At 56.8% G+C, this 22644-nt stretch carries 20 protein-coding genes; 8 read left to right on the top strand and 12 right to left on the bottom strand.

Translation table 11 applies throughout. The features are described 5' to 3' along the window. Positions 1–61: 61 nt before the first annotated feature. Positions 62–727: a carbonate dehydratase gene (can, locus tag ACETPC_RS13095; RefSeq protein ID WP_380181947.1), complete on the bottom strand. Its 666-nt coding sequence runs from the start codon at positions 725–727 to the stop codon at positions 62–64. Between the two features lie 106 nt (positions 728–833). Between can and ACETPC_RS13090 the strand changes: the two genes are divergently transcribed. Together ACETPC_RS13090 and ACETPC_RS13085 are read left to right on the top strand one after the other, a co-directional pair. Next, a complete protein-coding gene (locus tag ACETPC_RS13090) occupies positions 834–1760 on the top strand; it encodes an ABC transporter ATP-binding protein (protein WP_380181946.1) in 927 nt (308 codons plus the stop codon). Next, positions 1757–2527, top strand: coding sequence for an ABC transporter permease (locus ACETPC_RS13085; protein ID WP_380181945.1), 771 nt, complete (start codon positions 1757–1759; stop codon positions 2525–2527). Before ACETPC_RS13090 ends, ACETPC_RS13085 begins: the two co-directional genes overlap by 4 nt. A gap of 68 nt (positions 2528–2595) precedes the next feature. Here the strand turns inward: ACETPC_RS13085 and ACETPC_RS13080 are convergent, their stop codons facing one another. The 10 genes from ACETPC_RS13080 to thpR all read right to left on the bottom strand — a co-directional run bounded on the left by ACETPC_RS13080 (position 2596) and on the right by thpR (position 10543). After that, positions 2596–3420: a substrate-binding domain-containing protein gene (locus ACETPC_RS13080; RefSeq protein WP_380181944.1), complete on the bottom strand. Its 825-nt coding sequence runs from the start codon at positions 3418–3420 to the stop codon at positions 2596–2598. Positions 3421–3576: 156 nt separating this feature from the next. Next, entirely contained in the window at positions 3577–3957 is a 381-nt protein-coding gene (panD, locus tag ACETPC_RS13075) for an aspartate 1-decarboxylase (protein ID WP_312045447.1), read from the bottom strand. Positions 3958–3986: 29 nt separating this feature from the next. Then, the gene (gene panC / locus ACETPC_RS13070) at positions 3987–4841 is read right to left on the bottom strand and encodes a pantoate--beta-alanine ligase (RefSeq protein WP_380181943.1); all 855 of its coding nucleotides are present in this window, start codon (positions 4839–4841) and stop codon (positions 3987–3989) included. A 14-nt stretch (positions 4842–4855) separates the two neighbouring features. Next, entirely contained in the window at positions 4856–5650 is a 795-nt protein-coding gene (gene panB / locus ACETPC_RS13065) for a 3-methyl-2-oxobutanoate hydroxymethyltransferase (RefSeq protein ID WP_380181942.1), read from the bottom strand. 58 nt (positions 5651–5708) lie between these two features. Next, a complete protein-coding gene (folK, locus tag ACETPC_RS13060) occupies positions 5709–6185 on the bottom strand; it encodes a 2-amino-4-hydroxy-6-hydroxymethyldihydropteridine diphosphokinase (protein WP_380181941.1) in 477 nt (158 codons plus the stop codon). Next, the gene (gene pcnB, locus ACETPC_RS13055) at positions 6182–7600 is read right to left on the bottom strand and encodes a polynucleotide adenylyltransferase PcnB (protein ID WP_380182226.1); all 1419 of its coding nucleotides are present in this window, start codon (positions 7598–7600) and stop codon (positions 6182–6184) included. The genes folK and pcnB overlap by 4 nt, the downstream gene beginning before the upstream one ends. Before the next feature lie 138 nt (positions 7601–7738). After that, positions 7739–8668 (bottom strand): tRNA glutamyl-Q(34) synthetase GluQRS, encoded by a 930-nt coding sequence (gene gluQRS, locus ACETPC_RS13050; RefSeq protein ID WP_380181940.1) that lies wholly within the window; start codon positions 8666–8668, stop codon positions 7739–7741. Continuing rightward, positions 8668–9123, bottom strand: a complete 456-nt coding sequence (gene dksA / locus ACETPC_RS13045) for an RNA polymerase-binding protein DksA (protein ID WP_246758256.1) — start codon at positions 9121–9123, stop codon at positions 8668–8670. The genes gluQRS and dksA overlap by 1 nt, the downstream gene beginning before the upstream one ends. A 179-nt stretch (positions 9124–9302) precedes the next feature. Then, positions 9303–10007 carry a DNA/RNA nuclease SfsA gene (gene sfsA / locus ACETPC_RS13040; protein ID WP_380181939.1) on the bottom strand — a complete coding sequence of 235 codons (705 nt, stop codon included), beginning with the start codon at positions 10005–10007 and terminating at the stop codon, positions 9303–9305. Continuing rightward, positions 10004–10543 (bottom strand): RNA 2',3'-cyclic phosphodiesterase, encoded by a 540-nt coding sequence (thpR, locus tag ACETPC_RS13035; protein ID WP_380181938.1) that lies wholly within the window; start codon positions 10541–10543, stop codon positions 10004–10006. The genes sfsA and thpR overlap by 4 nt, the downstream gene beginning before the upstream one ends. A 68-nt stretch (positions 10544–10611) precedes the next feature. On the opposite strand from thpR, the gene hrpB reads away from it, so the two are divergent. The 6 genes from hrpB (at position 10612) to fhuB (ending at position 21843) form a co-directional block, all read left to right on the top strand. Beyond that, a complete protein-coding gene (gene hrpB / locus ACETPC_RS13030; RefSeq protein WP_380181937.1) occupies positions 10612–13047 on the top strand; it encodes an ATP-dependent helicase HrpB in 2436 nt (811 codons plus the stop codon). Between the two features lie 91 nt (positions 13048–13138). After that, positions 13139–15649 (top strand): bifunctional glycosyl transferase/transpeptidase, encoded by a 2511-nt coding sequence (gene mrcB / locus ACETPC_RS13025; protein WP_380181936.1) that lies wholly within the window; start codon positions 13139–13141, stop codon positions 15647–15649. Between the two features lie 275 nt (positions 15650–15924). Beyond that, positions 15925–18147: a ferrichrome porin FhuA gene (fhuA, locus tag ACETPC_RS13020; protein ID WP_380181935.1), complete on the top strand. Its 2223-nt coding sequence runs from the start codon at positions 15925–15927 to the stop codon at positions 18145–18147. A 48-nt stretch (positions 18148–18195) separates the two neighbouring features. Next, on the top strand, positions 18196–18990 hold the full coding sequence (gene fhuC / locus ACETPC_RS13015; RefSeq protein ID WP_380181934.1) for a Fe3+-hydroxamate ABC transporter ATP-binding protein FhuC: 795 nt from the start codon (positions 18196–18198) through the stop codon (positions 18988–18990). Positions 18991–19000: 10 nt separating this feature from the next. Continuing rightward, positions 19001–19882: a Fe(3+)-hydroxamate ABC transporter substrate-binding protein FhuD gene (gene fhuD, locus ACETPC_RS13010; protein WP_380181933.1), complete on the top strand. Its 882-nt coding sequence runs from the start codon at positions 19001–19003 to the stop codon at positions 19880–19882. Continuing rightward, a complete protein-coding gene (gene fhuB / locus ACETPC_RS13005; RefSeq protein ID WP_380181932.1) occupies positions 19879–21843 on the top strand; it encodes a Fe(3+)-hydroxamate ABC transporter permease FhuB in 1965 nt (654 codons plus the stop codon). Before fhuD ends, fhuB begins: the two co-directional genes overlap by 4 nt. A 138-nt stretch (positions 21844–21981) precedes the next feature. On the opposite strand, the gene ACETPC_RS13000 is transcribed toward fhuB, so the two are convergent. Then, entirely contained in the window at positions 21982–22293 is a 312-nt protein-coding gene (locus ACETPC_RS13000) for a hypothetical protein (RefSeq protein WP_380181931.1), read from the bottom strand. Positions 22294–22644: the final 351 nt, after the last annotated feature.

The raw sequence follows: 22644 nt of genomic DNA, 5'->3' as shown, positions 1-22644 counted from the left end.
GCTTACCGCACGATCAACTAAGGCCGGATTTTCCGGCCTGATATATGATGCCGACTCGAAATCAGCTCGGGTTTTGCAAGCCTTTCAGCGCGTTAGCGATACCGGCATGGTGACGTTGTTCCAGCACGTCCATGCTGGAGGCACCGACCTCCAGGTCATGCAGATGGCCGTCCTGAATACCGTAAACCCAGCCGTGAATTTTAACATTCTGGCCGCGCTTCCAGGCGGACTGCATGATAGTGGAGTGGCCGAGGTTATAAACCTGCTCGATCACGTTGATTTCACAAAGTTTGTTAAAACGTTGCTCCGGCGTCGGCAGCTGTTTCAATGCCGAACTATGCTTGTACCACAGGTCGCGGATATGCAGCAGCCAGTTGTTGATCAGGCCCAGCTCCGGGTTTTCAACCGCTGCCTGCACGCCGCCGCAGCCATAGTGACCGCAGATAATGATGTGCTCCACCTGCAGAACTTCCACAGCGTACTGAACAACGGAAAGGCAGTTCAGATCCGTATGGATAACCAGGTTAGCCACGTTGCGATGAACGAACAGTTCGCCCGGCTCCAGGCCGGTTAAACGTTCGGCTGGTACACGGCTGTCGGAACAGCCAATCCAGAGGAAACGCGGCTTTTGCGCCAGCGACAGGCGTTCAAAAAAAGCCGGGTTTTCTTCTTTCAGCAGGCGAGACCACTCGCGATTGTTACTGATGAGAGTATCAATATCTTTCATTTTTATAGCGCCATAACTTGATATGCGTGGCAGTAATATAGGCCATCAAACTGTGATTTAAAACGCTAAACAAGAAAACCATACAAAACAGGGCACACTTTTACCTATGACTTATGCACTGGAACTCGAAAAACTGACCAAAACCTATGCAGGCGGCGTTCAGGCTTTGAAAGGAATCGACCTTAACGTCGAAGCGGGCGATTTCTATGCGCTGCTCGGCCCCAACGGCGCGGGCAAATCTACCACTATCGGCATTATCAGCTCGCTGGTGAACAAAACCTCCGGCAAGGTGCGGGTGTTTGGCTATGACCTGCAGCAGGATGTGGTCAACGCCAAGCGCCAGCTGGGCCTGGTGCCGCAGGAATTCAACTTCAACCAGTTTGAAACCGTGCAGCAAATCGTGGTCAGCCAGGCGGGCCTTTACGGCGTCGAGAAGAAAGATGCGCTGAGCCGGGCGGAAAAATATTTAAAGCAGCTGGATCTCTGGGATAAGCGCAACGAGCGCGCGCGTATGCTTTCCGGCGGCATGAAGCGCCGCCTGATGATCGCCCGCGCGCTGATGCACGAGCCAAAGTTGCTGATTCTGGATGAGCCGACAGCCGGCGTGGATATCGAACTGCGTCGCTCAATGTGGAGCTTTTTGCAGGATCTGAACGCCAGAGGCACCACCATTATCCTCACCACCCACTATCTGGAAGAGGCGGAAATGCTTTGCCGCAATATCGGCATCATTCAGCACGGCCAGCTGGTGGAGAACACCACCATGAAAGGGCTGCTTTCCAAGCTGAAATCGGAAACCTTTATTTTCGACCTGGCGGCGAAAAGCCCGCTGCCGCAGCTGGAAGGGTTTCAGTACCGGCTGGTGGATACCTCGACGCTGGAGGTAGAAGTTATGCGCGAGCAGGGGCTGAACAGCGTATTTAGCCAGCTTAGCCATCAGGGCGTAAAGGTATTGAGTATGCGCAACAAGGCCAACCGTCTTGAGGAGCTGTTTGTCGACCTGGTTAACGGGCGCAAAGGAGAAAAAGCATGACACATCTGTATTGGGTAGCCCTGAAAAGCATCTGGGGAAAAGAGATTAACCGCTTCGCCCGCATCTGGATCCAGACGCTGGTGCCGCCGGTAATCACTATGACGCTCTACTTTATTATCTTCGGCAACCTGATTGGTTCGCGTATCGGCGATATGCACGGCTTCAGCTATATGCAGTTTATCGTGCCGGGGCTGATTATGATGGCAGTGATCACCAACGCCTACGCTAACGTGGCATCTTCTTTCTTCAGCTCCAAGTTCCAGCGCAATATTGAGGAGCTGCTGGTAGCACCGGTGCCGACGCATGTGATTATTGCGGGCTACGTGGGTGGCGGCGTAGCGCGCGGCGTTTGCGTAGGTATTCTGGTTACAGCCGTTTCGCTGTTCTTTGTGCCTTTCCATGTGCACTCCTGGCTGATGGTGGCAGTGACGCTGCTGCTGACGGCGATCCTGTTCTCGCTGGCGGGCTTGCTGAACGCGGTTTTCGCCAAAACCTTCGACGATATCAGCCTGATCCCAACCTTCGTGCTGACGCCGTTGACCTATCTGGGCGGCGTGTTCTACTCGCTAACGCTGCTGCCGCCTTTCTGGCAGACGGTGTCAAAGCTGAACCCGATCGTCTATATGATTAGCGGCTTCCGCTTCGGCTTTTTAGGCATTAACGACGTGCCGCTGGTGTTTACTCTCGGCGTGCTCGTGGCCTTTATCGTGGTGTTCTATCTGCTGGTCTGGACGCTGATCCAGCGCGGAAGAGGGCTGCGTACCTGATTTTGTCTGTTTTGCTAAACCCGGCTTTGCGCCGGGTTTTGTTTTTTACAGGCCTGGAGTCAGCGCGGCTAATGACGGATGGCGCAGCCGCATTGCGACATTTCTCCTGGTTTCGCCTTGCCCAGGTGGGAGTGCCTGCATTGCAGCTGGCCCTCGCGCCAGGCGCCGCCGATATCGGTACGCTCTTCCAGCAAACGATTCAATGCTTCGGCAACCTGTAAATCGCAGGGCTGTGACCAACTGGTAAGATGCCAGGTTGTCGCGCGCGCCTCGTCCAAATCGCCAAAGCCGACCACGCCGATATGCGCGCCTTGCCCGAAATCGCGGATAGCCTGCATAGCGCCAAAGGCCAGCAAATCATTTTCACAGAACAGCGCGTTAATACGCTCGGAGGCGCGAGCCTGTTTCAGATAGGTAGTCATCGCCTGCCAGCCCAATTCGCGATCGCTGCCGCCTGCGGTTAACACCACATCCAGCCTGATCCCTTCAGTTGCCAGCGAGGCGGCATAGCCTGCCAAACGCGGCGAATGAAGATCGCTGACGCTCATGTAGCCGAAGCGCTGATAGTGCTGGCTCAGCAGCAGGCGGCCAATCTCTACGCCAGCACTGTAGTCATCCACGCCGATAGATTCCGCATGGGTGCTGCACAGGTGCACGGCCGGAACGCCGACCGGAGCCGCTTCGGCAGGCATATCGCCCAGCAGAATCGCGCCGTCAACGGGCATCTGTTCCGCCAGCGAACCGCTGTCGTTAAACAACAGCGGCACGCCGCCACGCAGGGCGAGCTGGCGGGTAATTTCATTCAGCATTTTTCCATGCTGCGGCTGGGCAAAATCAGCGCTGATAACCGCAATCCGCTTTGCGGGCGCGGCTTGATCGCTCTTGTTCATCATAGGGCTGCCTTGTTAACCAAAGATTAACAAAATAGAGTAATCCGTCGTGCGGTAACAGCCTGGAAGCGTAATTGTGTGGCGAGGTTCATTTTTTTCAGAAATGGCGGCGCGCCTGGCTTAGCCACGGCGCGCCGTTAAAACAGAGCGGAAAGGGGATCAGGCGACCTGAACCGGCACCGCTTTCGCCAGGCGCTTCATCACGTTATCGCCTTCGAAATAGGCGACCTTCGGCTGCCATTCGCGGGCTTCGGCATCCGGCATGGTCACGTAAGAGCAGATAATCAGAATATCGCCCTCGCAGGCGCAGCGTGCGGCGGCACCGTTGACGGAAATGATTTTCGATCCGCGTTCGGCGGCGATGGCGTAAGTGGAAAAACGCTGGCCGTTGGTCACGTTATAAATATCGATCGCTTCATACTGCAGGATGCCGGAAGCCTCCAGAAAATCCTGATCGATGGCGCAGGAGCCTTCATAGTTGAGATCTGCCTGGGTCACTTTAACCCGGTGTAGTTTGCCCTGCAGCATGGTACGGTTCATCTTTTACCTCTGGTGAAAATAAAAAGGCGCTAGGCCGTTAAATCAACCTGCTGATTATCTATCAGGCGCGCTTTGCCCAGCCAGGCCGCCATCAGGATCACCGCGCTTTTGCTCTCGGTGGTCAGCGGCAGTAACGTTTCGGCATCGACAATCGCCAGGCCATCGGCACGCAGACCGTGAATCGCCAGGGCGGCTTCCGCATCGGCGATAATCTCATCCACATGGCGCTCTCCATTGGACAATCTTTCCGCCATGCTGTTCATTACGCGGCTGAGCGCGGGCGCAATTTTGCGCTCATCCGCGCTCAGGTAGCCGTTGCGTGAGCTGAGCGCCAGGCCATCTTTGGCGCGCACGGTCGGCACGCCGACAATTTCAATATCGTAGCCCATATCCGCGACCATTTTGCGGATTAGCGCCAGCTGCTGAAAATCTTTCTCGCCGAAGCAGGCCAGATCGGGCTGGACCAGGTTAAACAGCTTGCTGACGATGGTGGAGACGCCGCGAAAATGGCCCGGACGGCTGGCGCCTTCCAGCAGCGACGAAAGGCCCGGCACCTCGACAAAAGTCTGCTCGCCCAGCCCTTGCGGGTAGATGTCCGCAGGCGCGGGCGCGAAAACCAAATCGACCTTGCGGCGGTTCAGCTTTTCACAGTCTTCCTGTAACGTGCGCGGATAGCGAGCCAGATCGTCAGGACGCTCGAACTGCATCGGGTTAACGAAAATGGTGGTGACAACGATATCGGCGCGCTCGCGGGCTTCGTCCACCAGCGTCATATGACCGTCATGCAGATTGCCCATGGTAGGCACCAGCGCGATGCGCTTGCCTTCCTGGCGCCAGCGACGGATTTCGCGCCGCAGCATGGGTAAAGTTTCAATAATCAGCACTTGCAGCTCCCGTCTCAGTAAAAACTGTGTTCTGCAGCAGGATACGTTCCCGCTTCGACTTCCGCCACATATTGCCGAATGGCCGCTCGCATTTCCCCAGCTTCCAGCAGGAAATTTTTGGCGAATTTAGGAATATGCCCGCCGGTAATGCCAAAGGCGTCATGCATCACCAGGATTTGGCCATCGGTGACATTGCCCGCGCCGATGCCGATAACCGGAATAGCCAGCGCCTCGGTGACGCGCTGCGCCAGCTCCACAGGTACACATTCCAGCACTACCATCTGCGCGCCAGCCGCTTCCAGCGCCAGCGCGTCGGCCAGCAGCTTGTCTGCCGCCTCGCTTTCGCGGCCCTGCACCTTATAGCCGCCAAAGATATTCACCGACTGCGGCGTTAAACCCAGGTGACCGCAAACCGGTACGGCGCGATCGGTAAGCTGGCGGACGGTTTCGCTCAGCCAGGCGCCGCCTTCGATTTTGACCATATTGGCGCCCGCGCGCATCAGCTCGGCCGAACTGGCGCAGGCCTGCTCTGGCGTGGCGAAGGTCATAAATGGCAGATCGGCCATCAGCAGCGCGGCAGGCGCGCCGCGACGAACAAGACGGGTATGATAAACAATGTCTTCCAGCGTGACCGGTAGCGTGGAGTCGTGGCCCTGAACGACCATGCCAAGCGAATCGCCGACCAGCATTACCTGAATGCCTTCATCGGCAAACAGACGGGCAAAGCTGAAGTCATAAGCGGTAATGGAGGCGAACTTGCGCCCGCTCTTTTTCCACTGGCGAAGGGTGGAGACCGTTGTCGGTTTCATCACAACCTCTGAGTAAAAATTTAGGTGGGCGTATCTTAATGGAACTGCTGTAGCCTGGCTACCAGGGGCGAATGGCGCTGCTGTCCAGGGTGGCAAGAAGGGTCTTAAGCGGAGTACCGTCCGGGAAAACCAGCTCTGGCGCAATCTCCAGCAGCGGCGCCAGCATAAAGGCGCGATTGTGCATATCGTAGTGCGGCACGATCAGACGCGGCGTGTTTAGCGTCAGATCGCCGAACAGCATAATATCCAGATCCAGCGTGCGCGGCCCCCAGCGTTCATCCTTGCGGACGCGGCCATGCTCCAGCTCAATACGCTGGGTCTGGTCAAGCAGCGCTTCCGGCGCCAGATCGGTTTCCAGCAGCACGGCGGCATTAAGATAGTCTGGCTGATCTGGCGGCCCGTAAGGCGGCGTGCGGTAAAGCGAAGAGACGGCGCGCAGGCTGGTTTGCGGCAATGCGGCCAGTGCATCAAGCGCAGACTGCACCTGATGCAAAGGATCGGCAAGATTGCTGCCTAAGGCGAGATACGCCCTCATGCGTTGCTGTTGCTGCCATCGCGGCGTGGGCCAGGCACGCGCTTGCGCGGGCGTCGGGTACGGCGGCGCGGCACCGGATCGTCGCCCAGTGTATTCAGCATAGTTTTCTGCTGTGGCGGCGCGGCTACCTGGAATTCGTTCCACCAGGCTGAGAGGCGCAGCAGCTCCTGGTTGTTTTCCACTTCGGCGCGTAGCGCCAGCAGATCGTAAGCTGCGCGGAATTTAGGATGCTCCATCAGCTTCCAGGCGCGCTTGCCGTGACGGCGAGAAAGGCGTAGCTGCAGCTGCCAGATATCGCGCACCAGCGTAGTAATGCGTTTTGGAATAGCCAGCGAGCGGCAGGCTTCGTCCAGCACGTCGTTCATCGCCAGCGCAAAAGCATCGTAGTAGGCCAGGCCGCTCTCCTGTGCGATCTTCTGCGCCGCTTCCAGTTGCGGATACCAGAAAATAGCAGAGAACAGGAAGGCCGGATTCACGCGCATATCGTTATGAATGCGGTTATCGGTGTTTTTCAGCACCTGAACGATCATCCGTTCCATATTGCTGTCGCCCTTATCCGTAAAGTAACGGGTAATCAGCGGGAACAGCGGCTGGAACAGCTGATATTCACGCAGCTGCAAATAGGTGGTGTAGCCGTAACCGGCCTGCAGCAGCTTCAGCGTCTCTTCAAACAGGCGCGCTGGCGGGATATCGTGCAGCAGCGTTGCCAGGCGTGGGATTGGCTCTGCCGTTTCAGCAGCGATGCTCATATCCAGTTTGGCGGCAAAGCGGATCACGCGCAGCATGCGCACCGGATCTTCGCGGTAGCGCGTTTCCGGATCGCCAATCAGGCGGATAATGCCCTGCTGGAGATCTTTCAGGCCGCCGACATAGTCGCGCACGCTGAAATCCGCCACGCTGTAATAGAGGCTGTTGATGGTCAGATCGCGGCGCTGGGCATCATCTTCAATGGTGCCGAAGATATTGTCGCGCAGCAGCATGCCGTTCTGGCCGCGCTGCGAGCTGTTGCGATCGGATTCCTGCTGTTCCGCTTCATGATGGCCGCGGAAGGTGGCGACCTCGATGATTTCCGGGCCGAACATCACGTGGGCCAGGCGAAAGCGGCGGCCAACCAGACGGCAGTTGCGGAACAGCTTGCGCATCTGCTCCGGCGTGGCGTTGGTGGTCACATCGAAATCTTTGGGTTTTTTGCCCAGCAGTAAATCGCGGACGCCACCACCAACAAGGTAGGCCTCATAACCGGCTTTATTCAGTCGGTACAATACCTTGAGGGCATTTTCACTGATGTCTTTACGCGAGATAGCATGTCCGTCGCGCGGGATCACGGTCATCTCAGGCGCTTTTGCCTCCTCAACGGGCGCTTCGCCTTCGCGGCTCAAAACTTTTCGGCAAAAATTAGCAACTCGGGTAAAAATGGGACACCTCGATAGTGACGTTAAAGCTGGGCGATAAAAAACAGCGGCTAATCATAGCTCAGTGCGACGCGTTTGAGAATGCTCATCTCCGATCCTGCCCTTTTTCAGGCCAGAGCGGATGCGCCTGTTCACCTTTCGCTAACCATCCTGCAACAGGATATTCCGGCGCGGCACGCGGGTTAAATCCCAGGCGGCGACAGCTTTTTCCAGCAGCGTGGGAAGCGTTTCGTCCCGCCATCCTTCGCTAACCGGCTGGCCTAAAAAGCGTAGCGCCTGCACCAGCACGGGACGTGGATCGCCTTCCGGCAGCGGCGGCGCGTGATTCTGCTTGGAAAGCTTGTTGCCGTCGGCGCTGACCGCCAGCGGCAGATGCAGATAGCCCGGAACCGGCCAGCCGAAACGCTGGTAAAGGTTGATTTGCCGCACCGTAGGCTCGATCAAATCGGCGCCTCTGACAATTTCCGTCACGCCCTGGAAATGATCGTCCACCACCACGGCCAGGTTATAGGCAAACAAACCGTCGCGGCGATGAATAATAAAGTCTTCCTGCGCCAGTGCTGCATCGGCAACCACTTCGCCACGCAAAATATCAGAAAAATGCTTAACGGGTTGGTCGACTCGTAAACGCAGTGCCGCATCGGCCGGGCCGTGGCCGCGCGTCCGGCAATAGCCGTCATACAGACCGCCGATTTGGCGGATACGGCTGCGCGTGCAGGTGCAGTAATAGCTGTGACCCTGCTCATTAAGCCAGGCCAGCGCTTCCCGATAGGCCTGGTGACGCTGCGACTGCCAGAGCACCTCGCCATCCCAGTGCAGGCCATACTGCTCCAGCTGCTGAAGAATGCGCTGCGCGGCACCCGGCACTTCACGAGGCGGATCGATATCTTCGATGCGCACCAGCCATTTGCCCTGCTGCGAGCGAGCCTGCAGGTAACTGCCAAGCGCGGCGATCAGCGAGCCGAAGTGAAGTTCACCGGAAGGGGAAGGGGCGAAGCGCCCGATGCAGGTTGACACGGAAACAGAGACAGGCAGTGAAGCCGGAGCCTCACTGCACAATCCATTAGCCATTAACCGGCCATTTGTTTTTCGCGGATTTCCGCCAGCGTTTTACAGTCGATGCAAAGATCGGCGGTAGGACGTGCTTCAAGGCGACGAATACCGATTTCAACGCCGCAGGAATCGCAGTAGCCGAAATCGTCATCTTCTACTTTCTTCAGCGTCTTCTCGATCTTTTTGATCAGTTTGCGCTCGCGGTCACGGTTACGCAGTTCAAGACTGAACTCTTCTTCCTGTGCTGCCCGGTCAACCGGATCGGGGAAGTTAGCGGCTTCATCTTGCATATGCGTGACCGTGCGATCAACTTCATCCCGAAGCTGGTTACGCCAGGCTTCAAGGATTTTCTTGAAATGCGCCAGCTGGGCTTCATTCATGTACTCTTCGCCCGGCTTCTCCTGATAAGGTTCCACACCAGCGATGGCGAGAATACTCAGGGACGAGGTTTTACGGTTTTGCCCTTCTTGCATGTTGTTTCTCCTGGATAACACGCACTATCGATCCCCAGCGGGGATAAAAACAGGTCGCTATAAATAGCAGAAGCGATCAAGGTTGGCAATTATTCCTGAACATCCCTTGACAAGGCTGTGAGGAAAAGCGTATCTGATGCGACTTAAGACCCTTCATATAACAGTTAATTGCGTCAGACTTAACAATTCACCATCAGTTCCTTCTTTAATACCAAACCTTCAGGCGAGAAGCTCGCTTTACAGGCAAGCAGCTCGACCCCGCTTGCGCGCGCCTGAGCCATGAGTTCTGCGTATCGTGCATCTATATGACGCGCCGGGGCGACGTCCTCAATCCCCGAGTGCAGAACGGCAAATAAAAGCACCGCGCGTTCGCCGTTTTCCGCAATCTTCGCCAGTTCGCGCAGATGCTTCTGGCCCCGCTCGGTGACCGCATCCGGGAAGTAGCCCTTACCCTGTTGTAAGAGCGTCACGGATTTGACTTCAATATAGCAGTTGACGCGATCCTCTGCCTTTAACAGGAAATCAATTCGGCTCTTTTCGGTGCCGTACTTCACTTCGCTGCGTAGATCCGTGTAGCCGCTTAAGGCCGGGATTTGCCCGGCCAGCAACGCTTCCTTTACCAGCATATTGGCGCGCAGCGTATTAACGCAGATCCAGTGATTCTGCTGGGTCTGCGTCAGTTCCCAGCTATGCGGATATTTCCTGGTTTTACTCTCTGACGTGGAGTACCACACGGTATCGCCTGGCGTAGCGCAGCCGGTCATCGCACCGGTATTGGCGCAGTGCAGCGTCAGCTCTGTGCCGTCTGGCGTAATGACATCGGCCAGAAAGCGTTTATAGCGTTTAACCAGCGTGGCCTGGCGCAGCGGCGGATCAAAATTCATAAAATTTCCTGTTGCAGCTCCCAGCTCGCCAGTTCCCGGTAGCGCGTGCGGCCTTTACTGAACAGCGACTCGAAAAGCGCAAAGCGCTCTACGCGAAACTGCCAGCTGAAATTACGCGGCGGCAGCGCGACCGGCTGATGAGCATTACGGAACAATGTTACATGCGGATGAAAGGGCAGCGGACTTTGATAACAGCCGCTGCGCGCGGCCTGTGAGCGCAGAAGACCAGCCAACTGCAATAGCCCGCGCGGCGCCTGCTTCGGCCCAAGCCAAACCACGCCCGAACGCGGCCAGTGACCAGCATCGTCCAGCTTCAGGGTAAACGGCGGCTGTTTAATTTTTCCGGCCATTTGTATTAGCGCACGGCGCTTCTCTGCGCTGATTTCACCAAGAAAAGCCAGCGTCAGATGCAGATTGGCGGCCGCTATCGGGCGTCCCGTCTCTTCTGCAAAGGTCGCGGCTCGCCATTCAATCACGCTCTGGCTGCTCTCTTCCGGCAGCGCGATGCCGAAAAACACTCTTTTTTGCTCGCTCATGGCGCTCTCCGGTATTCCAGAAGCAGGAATGCTACAATGCCCGGCAACTTAAGGCCAGGAGCAGAGAAGTGAGTTCATTACCAGTCAGCGCTGTATTGCCCGAGCTGCTGGCGGCCCTGCGGGATGCTCCGCAGGTGCTGCTGGCGGCACCGACCGGCGCGGGAAAATCAACATGGCTGCCGTTGCAGCTTCTGCCGCAGGTTAGCGGGCGTATTCTGCTGCTGGAGCCGCGCAGGCTGGCGGCGCGCAACGTGGCGCAGCGGCTGGCGGAACAGCTTGGCGAAGAACCGGGCCAGACTGTGGGCTATCGTATGCGCTCAGAAAGCCGTAGCGGGCCGTCCACGCGGCTGGAAGTGGTCACGGAAGGCATCCTTACCCGCATGCTACAGCAGGATCCAATGCTGGAAGGCGTGTCGCTGGTGATTCTGGATGAGTTTCACGAACGCAGCCTGCAGGCCGATCTGGCGCTGGCGCTATTGCTGGACGTGCAGCAAGGGCTGCGCGAGGATCTGAAAATCCTGCTGATGTCGGCCACGCTGGACAACCAGCGCCTGCAAAAACTGCTGCCGGACGCGCCGTCAATCTGTTCTGAAGGGCGTTCTTTCCCCGTCGAGCGACGTTATGCTTCCCTCTCTGCCAGCTATCGGTTTGAAGAGGCGGTCGCCCGCCAGGTCAGCGAACTGCTGCGGGAAGAGCATGGCTCGCTGCTGCTCTTTTTGCCTGGCGTAGGAGAAATTCAGCGGGTGCAGACGCAACTGGCTTCGCTGGTCGGCAGCGATGTCGATCTCTCTCCTTTATATGGCGCGCTGCCGCTGGCGGATCAGCGCAAGGCTATTCTTCCTGCGCCTGCTGGCCGCCGTAAAGTGGTGCTGGCGACCAATATCGCGGAAACCAGCCTGACGATTGAAGGCATTCGGCTGGTAGTGGACAGCGCGCTGGAACGCACGGCGCTGTTCGATACGCGTACCGGCTTAACTCGCCTGCAAACGCAGCGCGTCAGCCAGGCTTCTATGACCCAGCGCGCCGGACGTGCGGGACGTCTGGAGCCGGGCATTTGCCTGCATCTGCTGGCAAAAGAGCAGGCGGAGCGCGCGGCGGCCCATAGCGACGCGGAGATATTACAGAGCGATTTAAGCTCGCTGTGGCTGGATTTGCTGCAGTGGGGCTGCCATAACGTCGCGCAGCTTACCTGGCTGGATACGCCGCCCGCAGCGAACCTGGCGCAGGCGCAGCGGCTGCTTGTCCAGCTCGGCGCAGCTACTGAGGCAGGCCAACTGACGGCCAAGGGCAGAAAAATGGCTGCGCTCGGCAGTGAGCCGCGCTTCGCCGCTATGCTGATCGATGCGGGCGATGATGCGGACAGCGTCGCCACGGCAGCTATGCTGGTTGCGATACTGGAGGAGCCGCCGCGCGGCAGTAGCGATCTGCGCGATGCGCTGCACCGTCGCCAGCCTAACTGGCAGCAGCGGGCCAGACAGCTGCAACAGCGGCTGCGGCTAAGTGGCGGCGCGGTTGATACGGGGCTGGCGGCTTCCCTGCTGGCGGGCGCTTTTCCCGATCGTATCGCCCGGCGTCGCGGTATGGAAGGACGTTATCAGTTGGCTAACGGCATGGGCGCAATGCTGGATCGCGAAGATGCGTTCACGCGTTACGAATGGCTGCTGGCGCCAAATTTGCTTCAAAGCGGCGCGCAGCCGGACGCCAGAATATTGCAGGCTTTGCCGCTGGAGATCGATACGCTGATCAAACAGCGGCCGCAGCTGGTTGGGCAGCGCGTAGAGGTAGAGTGGAACGACGAGCGCGGCTCACTTTCCGCCTGGCGTCGCGAGCAAATTGGCGAACTGGTGCTAAAATCGCAGCCGTTAAGCAAACCAGATGAAGAAATACTGCATCCGGCAATGCTGCGCTGGATCCGCAACAAAGGGTTATCGGTGCTGAACTGGACAACAGCGGCAGAGCAGCTGCGCGTGCGGCTGGTCTGCGCCGCGCAGTGGCTGCCGGAGCAGGCCTGGCCAGCGGCCAGCGAGGCAGACTTGTTGGCTAGTCTTGAAGAGTGGCTGCTGCCGATGATGAACGGCGTGCGCGATGCAAAAGGGCTAAAGCAGATCGACTGCGTCAACGCGCTATTACAATTGCTCACATGGTCGCAACGCCAGCAGCTGGATACTGTGCTGCCAACTCATTACACTGTGCCCACCGGAAGCCGGTTGCCGATCCGCTACGATGAAGAGAAACCGCCAGCGCTGGCCGTGCGGCTTCAGGAAATGTTCGGCGAGGCGCAAAATCCCAGCGTGGCCGAAGGGCGTGTTCCGCTGGTGCTGGAGCTGCTTTCGCCCGCGCAGCGGCCATTGCAGATTACGCGCGATCTGGCGGCGTTCTGGCAGGGCGCATATCGCGAAGTGCAGAAAGAGATGAAGGGACGCTATCCCAAACATCTCTGGCCCGACGATCCGGCCACGGCGCTGCCGACGCGGCGCACCAAAAAGTATTCTTCGCCTTCCTGAGCCGCGTTTCGGAAGGTTCCCGTTCCACAGCAACAGATGTAAGAACAAAGTAGTCGGCCTTGCCGACTACGGCCCCGGAGAAAAGAAACAAATGTCAGACGATCGCGAACCTATCGGGCGTAAAGGTAAACAGCCCAAACCCCCGGGCAAAGCGCCGGGACGAGGTCGCCGCAGGGATGTTGCTTTTCAGGAAGACGATTATGATAACGAGGAGACAGTACCCGTGCCACGTAAAGGAAAAGGGCGCCCGCCGCGTAAAAAAAGAGGCTGGCTGAGCTTAATCATCAAGCTGCTGCTGGTGTTTATCGTCATTATGGCGGTTTATGGCGTTTATCTCGATTCACAGATCCGCAGCCGCATCGACGGCAAAGTCTGGCAGCTGCCGGCCGCGGTCTATGGCCGTATGGTCAACCTTGAGCCAGGCATGGCTTACAACAAGAAAGAGATGATCGCGCTATTAGAGGGCACGCAGTACCGCGAGGTTACGCGCATGACGCGTCCTGGCGAATTCACCGTGCAGGCTAACAGCATTGAGCTGATCCGCCGTCCTTTCGATTTCCCGGACAGCAAGGAAGGCCAAATCCGCGCGCGGCTAAGCTTTAATAACGATTCGCTTACCGAAATCAAAAACCTCGATAGCGGCCGCGATTTCGGCTTCTTCCGCCTCGACCCGCGCCTGATCACCATGCTGCAATCGCCGAATGGCGAGCAGCGGTTGTTTGTGCCGCGTTCGGGCTTCCCGGACCTGCTGGTAGATACGTTAGTAGCTACCGAGGATCGGCATTTCTATCAGCACGACGGCATCAGCCTTTACTCCATTGGCCGCGCCTTCCTGGCAAATATCACGGCAGGCAAAGCGGTGCAGGGCGGCAGTACGCTGACGCAGCAGCTGGTGAAAAACCTCTTTCTGACCAATAAGCGCTCGCTGTGGCGTAAAGCCAACGAAGCCTACATGGCTTTGATTATGGATGCGCGCTACAGCAAGGATCGCATTCTTGAACTGTACCTGAACGAGGTTTACCTGGGTCAGGCAGGCAACGATCAGATCCGCGGTTTCCCGCTGGCGAGCCTCTATTATTTTGGCCGTCCGGTGGACGAACTGAGTCTGGATCAGCAGGCGCTGCTGGTGGGCATGGTGAAAGGCGCATCGCTTTATAACCCGTGGCGCAATCCAAAACTGGCGCTGGAACGCCGTAACCTGGTGCTGCGTCTGCTACAGCAGCAAAAGGTGATCGACCAGGAGCTGTACGACATGCTCAGCGCGCGTCCGCTAGGCGTGCAGCCGAAAGGCGGCGTGATTACGCCACAGCCTGCATTTATGCAGATGGTGCGCAATGAGCTGCAGGCGAAGCTGGGCGATAAAGTAAAAGATCTTTCCGGCGTGAAAATTTTCACTACGCTGGATCCGGTCTCGCAGGACGCGGCAGAAAAAGCGGTGGAGGATGGGATTCCGGCGCTGCGTAAACAGCGCAAGCTGAACGATCTGGAAACAGCGATGGTCATCGTCGATCGCTTCAGTGGTGAAGTACGCGCGATGGTCGGCGGTGCCGATCCGCAGTTTGCAGGCTATAACCGTGCGCTACAGGCGCGCCGCTCGATCGGCTCACTGGCGAAGCCAGCGACCTATCTGACCGCGCTGAGCCAGCCGGATACCTATCGCCTGAACACCTGGATCGCCGATAACCCGATTGCGCTGAAACAGCCAAACGGGCAGCTCTGGAAACCGCAGAACGACGACCATCGTTTTAGCGGCCAGGTAATGCTGGTGGATGCGCTGGCGCACTCTATGAACGTGCCGACGGTCAATCTGGGCATGACGCTGGGGCTGCCGCAGGTCGTGGATACCTGGGGCAAACTGGGCGTGCCGAAAGATCAGCTTCAGGCCGTGCCGGCCATGCTGCTTGGCGCGCTGAACCTGACGCCAGTAGAAGTGGCGCAGGCTTTCCAGACCATCGCCAGCGGCGGTAACCGCGCCCAGCTTTCCGCGCTGCGTTCGGTGATTGCGGAAGATGGCACCGTGCTTTACCAAAGCTTCCCGCAGGCGGAGCGAACTGTTCCGTCTCAGGCGGCTTATCTGACGCTTTATGCGATGCAGCAGGTAGCGGAAGAAGGAACGGCGCGCGCTTTAGGCTCACGCTATCCAAAAGCGCATCTGGCCGCTAAAACAGGTACCACCAACAACCAGATCGACAGCTGGTTCGCTGGTGTGGACGGCAAAGAAGTGGCGATTACCTGGATTGGCCGCGATAACAACCAGAGCACTAAGCTTTACGGTGCCAGCGGTGCGATGCAGATTTATCGCCGCTATCTGGATAACCAGGCGCCAATGCCGCTGATCTCGACGCCGCCGGAAGATATCGCGCCGATGAACGTCGATTCCGCCGGCAACTTTGTTTGCGGCACGGGCAGCAGCAGCTGGCGTACGCTACCGGTCTGGACCACGGATGCCAATGCGCTCTGCCAGCAGCAGATGCAGATCCAGCAGCAACAAATGCAGCAGCAACAGGATCAGCAGCAGATGCTCAACCCGTCGCAGCCGCAAAATGAGCAGAAGGATGCTGACGGCGTAGCTGGCTGGATCAAGGACATGTTTGGTAAATAACTGAAGTGTTACGAAAAGCCGGTTTCTGACGAACCGGCTTTTTTTGCTTTCAACCTCGGCGTCAGCCTTGCAGTAAACAGAAAAAAAGCCGCTTTTCGTTCAGGCTTGCTTATCGATGACTTATTTTCCTGCCTCAGGCTGGTACAAATCCGGGTTCTTCAGGAGAGAAAGGCCCCGATTTTTTCTTGCGAAAGTTCCGGCAATTCGCCTATTATCCTGTCGTTATAATAATAATTCTCGTTTACATTCCAATTTTTCATTCAGAGAATCGCTAAATGGCTATTTCATCTTTGAAATCATCGGCTTCGCCAGTGAATACTCCTTTATGCCTTCTGGCCTGCCTTGTTGCTGCCGCGCTTTCCCCTTCGGCTTTTGCCGCTGGCGAACAGACCATTACCGTTAGCGCAGATGCCGCAGCGTCCGCCGAAAATGCCTGGGGCCCGGCGCCGACCATCGCCGCCAAACACAGCGCTACCGGCACTAAAACCGATACGCCGATTGAAAAAAATCCGCAGTCCGTTTCCGTGGTGACGCGCCAGGAGCTGGATACGCATCAGTTTCAGTCGGTCAAGGAAGCACTGGGCTATACGCCAGGCGTTACGGTAAGCAGCCGTGGCGCTTCCAACACCTATGATTTAGTCATTATTCGCGGTTTCTCCGCTGTTGGACTAAATCAAAACAATTACCTTGACGGCCTGAAGCTGCAGGGCGATTTCTATAATGATGCGGTCATTGATCCTTACATGCTTGAGCGTGTGGAACTCATGCGCGGCCCAACGTCGGTCCTGTATGGCAAAAGCAGTCCTGGCGGAATTGTCTCAATGGTCAGTAAACGTCCAACGACCGAACAGCTACGTGAAGTTCAGTTTAAAATGGGCACGGATAACCTGATGCAAACCGGTTTTGACTTCAGCGATGCGCTGGATGACAGCGGCGAGTTTTCTTATCGCCTGACCGGTGTGGCTCGTTCAAACAATGAACAGCAGGAGAGCGCAAAACAGCAGCGTTATGCCATTGCGCCATCATTTACCTGGCGTCCGGACGATAGAACTAATTTCACCTTCCTCTCTTATTTCCAGAACGAGCCGCAGACGGGCTATTACGGCTGGCTGCCGAAAGAGGGCACGGTTCAGCCGCTGCCGAACGGCGGCCGTCTCTCATCCAGCTTTAGCGAGGCGGCCAGCAATAATAGCTATTCCCGTAACCAGAAAATGGTCGGCTACAGCTTTGAACACGGTTTTAACGATACTTTTACCGTGCGGCAAAATCTGCGCTTCTCGCAGATGAAAACTTCACAGCAGAGCGCGTACGGCACTGGGCTGTGTAATAACAGCATGAACGGGTTCAACGCTTACTGTCAGGCGCTAACTGCAGAACAGCAGGCCCATTATCTGGGACGCGGCACTATTGTTGATCAGGAGCGCTTGCAGAACTTTAGCGTAGATACGCAGTTACAGAGCGATTTTGCCACTGGCTCAATGAAGCATACGCTATTGACCGGCCTGGATTTTTCACGGATGCGCAACGATATCAGTGCGCTATACGGTAATGCTCCTTCGCTGGATCTGAATAATTTGCCGTCAATGAGCGATGTCGATTTTGGCAACGCCGTACCTTATCAAATGAATGAGTCTAAGCAGACCGGGCTGTACGTGCAGGATCAGGCTGAATGGGACAAATGGGTGTTTACCCTGGGCGGTCGTTACGACTGGTCGACTCAGGCAACAACCGTTCGCGCCGACAATGGCTATATTGAGCGCAACGATCGTCAGTTCACCTGGCGCGGCGGCGTGAACTATTTGTTTGATAACGGCATTACGCCATACTTCAGCTATAGCCAGTCTTTCGAGCCGAATGCGTTCAGCCTTTATAGCACGCCGCGCGTCGCCTACACGCCTTCCAAAGGCGAGCAGTATGAAGCGGGCGTGAAGTATGTGCCGAAAGATATGCCGGTTGTGGTAACGGGCGCGCTGTATCAACTGACTAAAAGCGATACATTGACGACCGATCCCAATAACGCGCTTAATCAGGTTCCGGCTGGCGAGATCCGCGCCCGCGGCCTTGAATTAGAAAGCAAAGCCGCGTTGACACAAAGTATCAATGTAACCGCGTCTTATACCTATACAGAGGCACAATATACTAAAGACACAACCCTGAAAGGCAATACGCCAGTACAGGTTCCTAAGCATATGGCTTCCCTGTGGGGCGACTACACCTTTAATAGCGGTGCGCTAAGCGGCTTCACCGTCGGCGCGGGCGGACGCTTTATCGGCTCCAGCTATGGCGATCCGGCCAACACTTTTAAAGTCGGTAGCGCTGCGGTAATGGATGCGGTAGTAAAATATGATCTGGGGCGTTTTGGTCTCTATGGTTCCAGCGTTGCGCTTAACGTTAATAACCTGCTGGATCGTGACTATGTCGCCAGCTGCTTCGAAACCTATGGCTGTTTCTGGGGCGCAGGTCGCCAGATTGTCGGCACCGCCACCTTCCGTTTCTAATCTTTAAATCGGGCGCGGCCAGCCGCGCCCACCAATCAGAAGATCGTTATGCACTCTCCGCACGCTACAGATAGCACTTTCTCTCTGCATCAAACCTCTTTCGCCGTGCCCGGTCGTATTCTGTTGCAACCACTGTCGCTGACTTTTCCCGCTGGCAAAGTTTGCGGTCTGATTGGTCATAACGGCTCCGGCAAATCCACGCTGCTTAAGCTGCTGGGCCGTCATCATGAGGCAACCAGCGGCGAAGTGCGGCTTAATGATAAAGCGGTGGCGCAGTGGCCTGCGAAGCTATTTGCCCGTGAGGTCGCCTATCTGCCGCAGCAGCTGCCAGCGGCTGAAGGCATGACGGTGCGGGAACTGGTATCGATGGGGCGCTATCCCTGGCACGGTGCGCTGGGGCGTTTTGGTAATGAAGATCGCGAATGTGTCGAGGAGGCGATTGCGCTGGTAGGCCTGAAACCTTTCGCCTCCAGGCTGGTTGACAGCCTGTCCGGCGGCGAACGGCAGCGTGCCTGGATTGCAATGCTGGTAGCGCAGAACAGCCGCTGCCTGCTGCTGGACGAGCCGACTTCTGCGCTGGATATTGCTCATCAGGTTGAAGTACTGGCGCTGATCCAGCAGCTTAGCCGCGAACGAGGGCTGACGGTAATCGCCGTACTGCACGATATCAATATGGCTGCACGCTATTGCGACCACCTTGTTGCGCTGCGCAGCGGCGGCATGATAGCGCAGGGTGATGCCGCCGCGATTATGCAACCGCAGGTGCTGCAGGAAATTTACGGAATTCCAATGGGGATTTTGCCGCATCCGGACGGCGGCACGCCGGTAAGCTTTGTTTACTAAAGGGACGACTATGCCGGATTTTGATCGCCGCCGTTTATTAATGGCGATGGCGCTTGCGCCTTTGCTGCCTGTTTTTTCAGGCCGGGCCGCCTCAGATATTGACCCTACGCGCATTATCTCGCTGGAGTGGCTACCGACCGAGCTGCTGATGGCGTTGGGCGTCGCGCCGATGGGCGCAGCGGAAATGTATAACTATCAGCTGTGGGTCGGCGAACCGAAATTGCCTGATACAACAGTCGATGTCGGCCTGCGTACCGAACCCAATCTGGAACTGATGGTGCAGATGCGGCCTTCGTTAATTCTCTATTCTGCTGGCTACGGCCCGGCAAAAGAAAAGTTTGCCAAAATCGCGCCTGCAATGGGGTTTGCCTTCAGCGATGCCAGCGGCGAGCCGCTGACCGTAGCGCGGCAGTCGCTAATGCAGCTGGCTGAACGTATTGGCCGTGTGCCGCAGGCGCAGCAGCATCTGACAGAGTTTGATGCCTTTATCGCTGCGGCCAAAACGCGCCTTGCCAGCAAAACCCGGAGGCCCGTACTGCTGATGTCGCTACTGGATCCGCGTCATGCGCTGGTATTTGGTAAAGGCAGCCTTTTTTTGCAGGTAATGGATGAGCTGGGACTGGAAAACGCCTGGCAGGGCGAAACCAACTTTTGGGGTAGCGCAGTGATCGGGCTGGAAAGACTGGCGGCGATAAAAGATGTGGATGCGATCTGCTTTGCGCACGGCGACGATAATTTGATGCAGCAGGTCAGTGAGATGCCGCTCTGGCAGTCATTTGATTTTGTACGTAATAAACGGCTCCGTCGAGTGCCGCAGGTGTGGTTCTACGGCGGGACGCCTTCCGCCATGCGCTTTTGCCGTTTGCTCGATAAAGCGCTGGGGACATTATGAACGCATCTATCCGTTTTCCTGTCGCGCTGTTAACGCTTCTTTTTGTGCTGGCGCTGGGCCTGACCTGGTTTAACTTCAGCCAACAGCTTGCGCCTGCGCAATGGTTTAGCCCGGTTAATCCAGCGAACCTCAGCCAGATGATTTTTCATTACAGCCTGCTGCCGCGGCTGGCGCTTTCGCTGCTGGTGGGCGCGGGCCTGGGGCTTGCGGGCCTGTTGTTTCAGCAAGTCTTGCGCAACCCGCTGGCGGAACCGACTACGCTGGGCGTTGCAACTGGCGCGCAGTTGGGTTTAACGGTGGCCGCACTCTGGAGCCTGCCGCTGTTTGGTCAGCAGATAGCCGCGATGGCTGGCGCACTTGTGGTTGGCGCGATTGTTTTCGGCATTGCCTGGGGCAAGAGACTTTCACCGGTTACGCTGATCCTCGCCGGACTGGTGATGTCGCTTTACTGCGGCGCGGTCAATCAGCTTATTGGGCTGTTTAATCACGATCGGCTGCAAAATATTTTCCTGTGGGGAACCGGTTCGCTGAACCAGATGGACTGGAGCAACGTCGCTTTCCTGTGGCCGAAACTGCTGCTGGCCTTTCTGCTGGCGCTGCTGCTGAGAAGGCCAATGACGCTGATGGGGCTGGACGATGGCGTGGCGAAAAACCTGGGGCTGGCGCTTTCGCTGGCACGGTTTGCCGTGCTGGCGCTGGCGGTAACGCTTAGCGCGCAGTTAGTTAATGCGGCAGGCGTAATCGGCTTTATCGGCCTGTTTGCGCCACTGCTGGCAAAGATGCTGGGCGCAAGGCGACTGCTCAGCCGTATGCTGCTGGCGCCGCTGATCGGCATGCTGCTGCTGTGGCTGGCCGATCAAAGCGTCATCTGGCTGACCGACCGCTGGCTGGAGGTTTCTACCGGCACGGCTACCGCGATTATCGGCGCGCCATTATTACTATGGTTACTGCCTCGCTTGCGAGCCTCTTCAGCGCCGCCAGCGCTGAACCAGGGTGATAGAGTACCGACCGAGCGTGGTCATTTACTGTTATGGAGCCTGGGCGGCATGATAGTGCTGCTGGTGGCAGGCGCAATTGCGCTTAGCTTTGGCCGTAGCGCGCAGGGCTGGCAATGGGCGACAGGCGAGCTGTGGCAGCAACTGCTGCCGTGGCGAATGCCGCGAGTGGTGGCGGCACTCGCGACAGGAATGATGCTTGGCGCGGCGGGCTGTCTGGTACAGCGCCTGACCGGTAACCCGATGGCAAGCCCGGAGGTATTGGGTATCAGCTCCGGCGCGGCATTCGGCGTAGTGATTATGCTGTTTCTGGTGCCGGGCGATGCGTTTGGCTGGCTGCTGCCTGCCGGAAGCCTGGGCGCAGCGGGCACGTTGCTGATTGTTACCCTGGTCGGCGGTCGCGGCGGTTTTTCTCCCGAGCGGATGCTGCTGGCAGGAATGGCGCTGAGCACGGCGTTCGCAACGCTGCTGATGCTGTTATTAGCCAGCGGCGATCCAAGAATGGCAACGCTGATGACGTGGATTTCTGGTTCTACCTATAACGTCAATGGCGCACAGGCGATACGTACGGCGATAGTAGCGGCCGTGTTGCTGGTGCTGACGCCGTTGTGCCGTCGCTGGCTGACGCTGTTGCCGCTGGGTACAGATACGGCGCGTTCATTGGGCATGGCTTTGAAAACCTCGCGCATGGCGTTGCTGCTGCTGGCAGCAGCGCTGACGGCGGCGGCTACGCTAACCATCGGGCCATTAAGTTTTGTCGGGCTGATGGCGCCGCATATGGCAAGGATGCTGGGTTTCCGGCGAGCGCTGCCACAGTTGTGTAGCGCAGTGCTACTGGGCGGCGGGCTGATGATGATAGCGGACTGGTGCGGACGTATGGTGGTTTTCCCCTCGCAGGTTCCTGCCGGGCTGCTGGCAACCTTTATCGGCGCGCCTTATTTTGTTTATCTGCTGCGGAAAATATAAAGGGCGCGGTTTTGTGCTGGCATGCAGAGGAACCGTTGTGGAAAGGCGGCTGGCGAAAAATAGATAGTTATCTGTATCGCCTGTAGCCAAAGGGCTGCTTGAGGGCAGCCCTTTAATCATCCACTTATTGCCTAATCATTATTCAGTTTCTGGCTCTTTATAACGCGGCGTTTTAAGTTCGTCTGCCTGATAATTTACCAAATCGAACAGCAGATCGTTAAGCACCAGCCTGGCTTCTGTATCGGCAGTGCCGTTGATTAATACCTGCATCAGCGCATGACAATATTTTGTGATGACATCCGCTTCCGTAAGAAAATCGACTTTCCGGAAAGCCGGAATATTTGTCGCTATTATTCGTGGGGGGGGGCCACCGCGCGCATGATCGGTACAGGCGGCTTCCAGTTTTTCGAGACTGGCGACTAATTCTTTATAAAGTGAAAGATGTTCCATATCATTATCCATTTTGATTGTGGCGGGTACAGATATTGATAGTATTCCGCCAGGTTAATAAAATTAGCTTCTGCGATTAGTCAGAAGTATTTTAAAGACAGGGCGCATTTAAAAACCCTGTATTAATGCCAGGGGGTGACTCCATTTAAATTTGAGTTGAGCGTTCCGTCGATGCTGCTGTACTGACGGGTTCGCTATTGATTAACGCCTTTTGTTGCGGCGTTTTTTCACTTTATTCTTTTTTTTCTTCGCGTCAATGCCCGGTAAGCCCGTATTTATCAATTAACGCTTTCGGTGTTTCAGTTATGGAATATGGCTCGTAAAAAGATATGATAAAATGAAACGACTAAA

The sequence above is a fragment of the Pantoea sp. sgz302252 genome (genome assembly GCF_042610525.1).
In the GTDB taxonomy this organism is placed as follows: Bacteria; Pseudomonadota; Gammaproteobacteria; order Enterobacterales; family Enterobacteriaceae; genus Erwinia.
The sequence above is the reverse complement of the archived record's forward strand: the minus strand, read 5'-3'. Positions and strand labels throughout refer to the sequence as shown.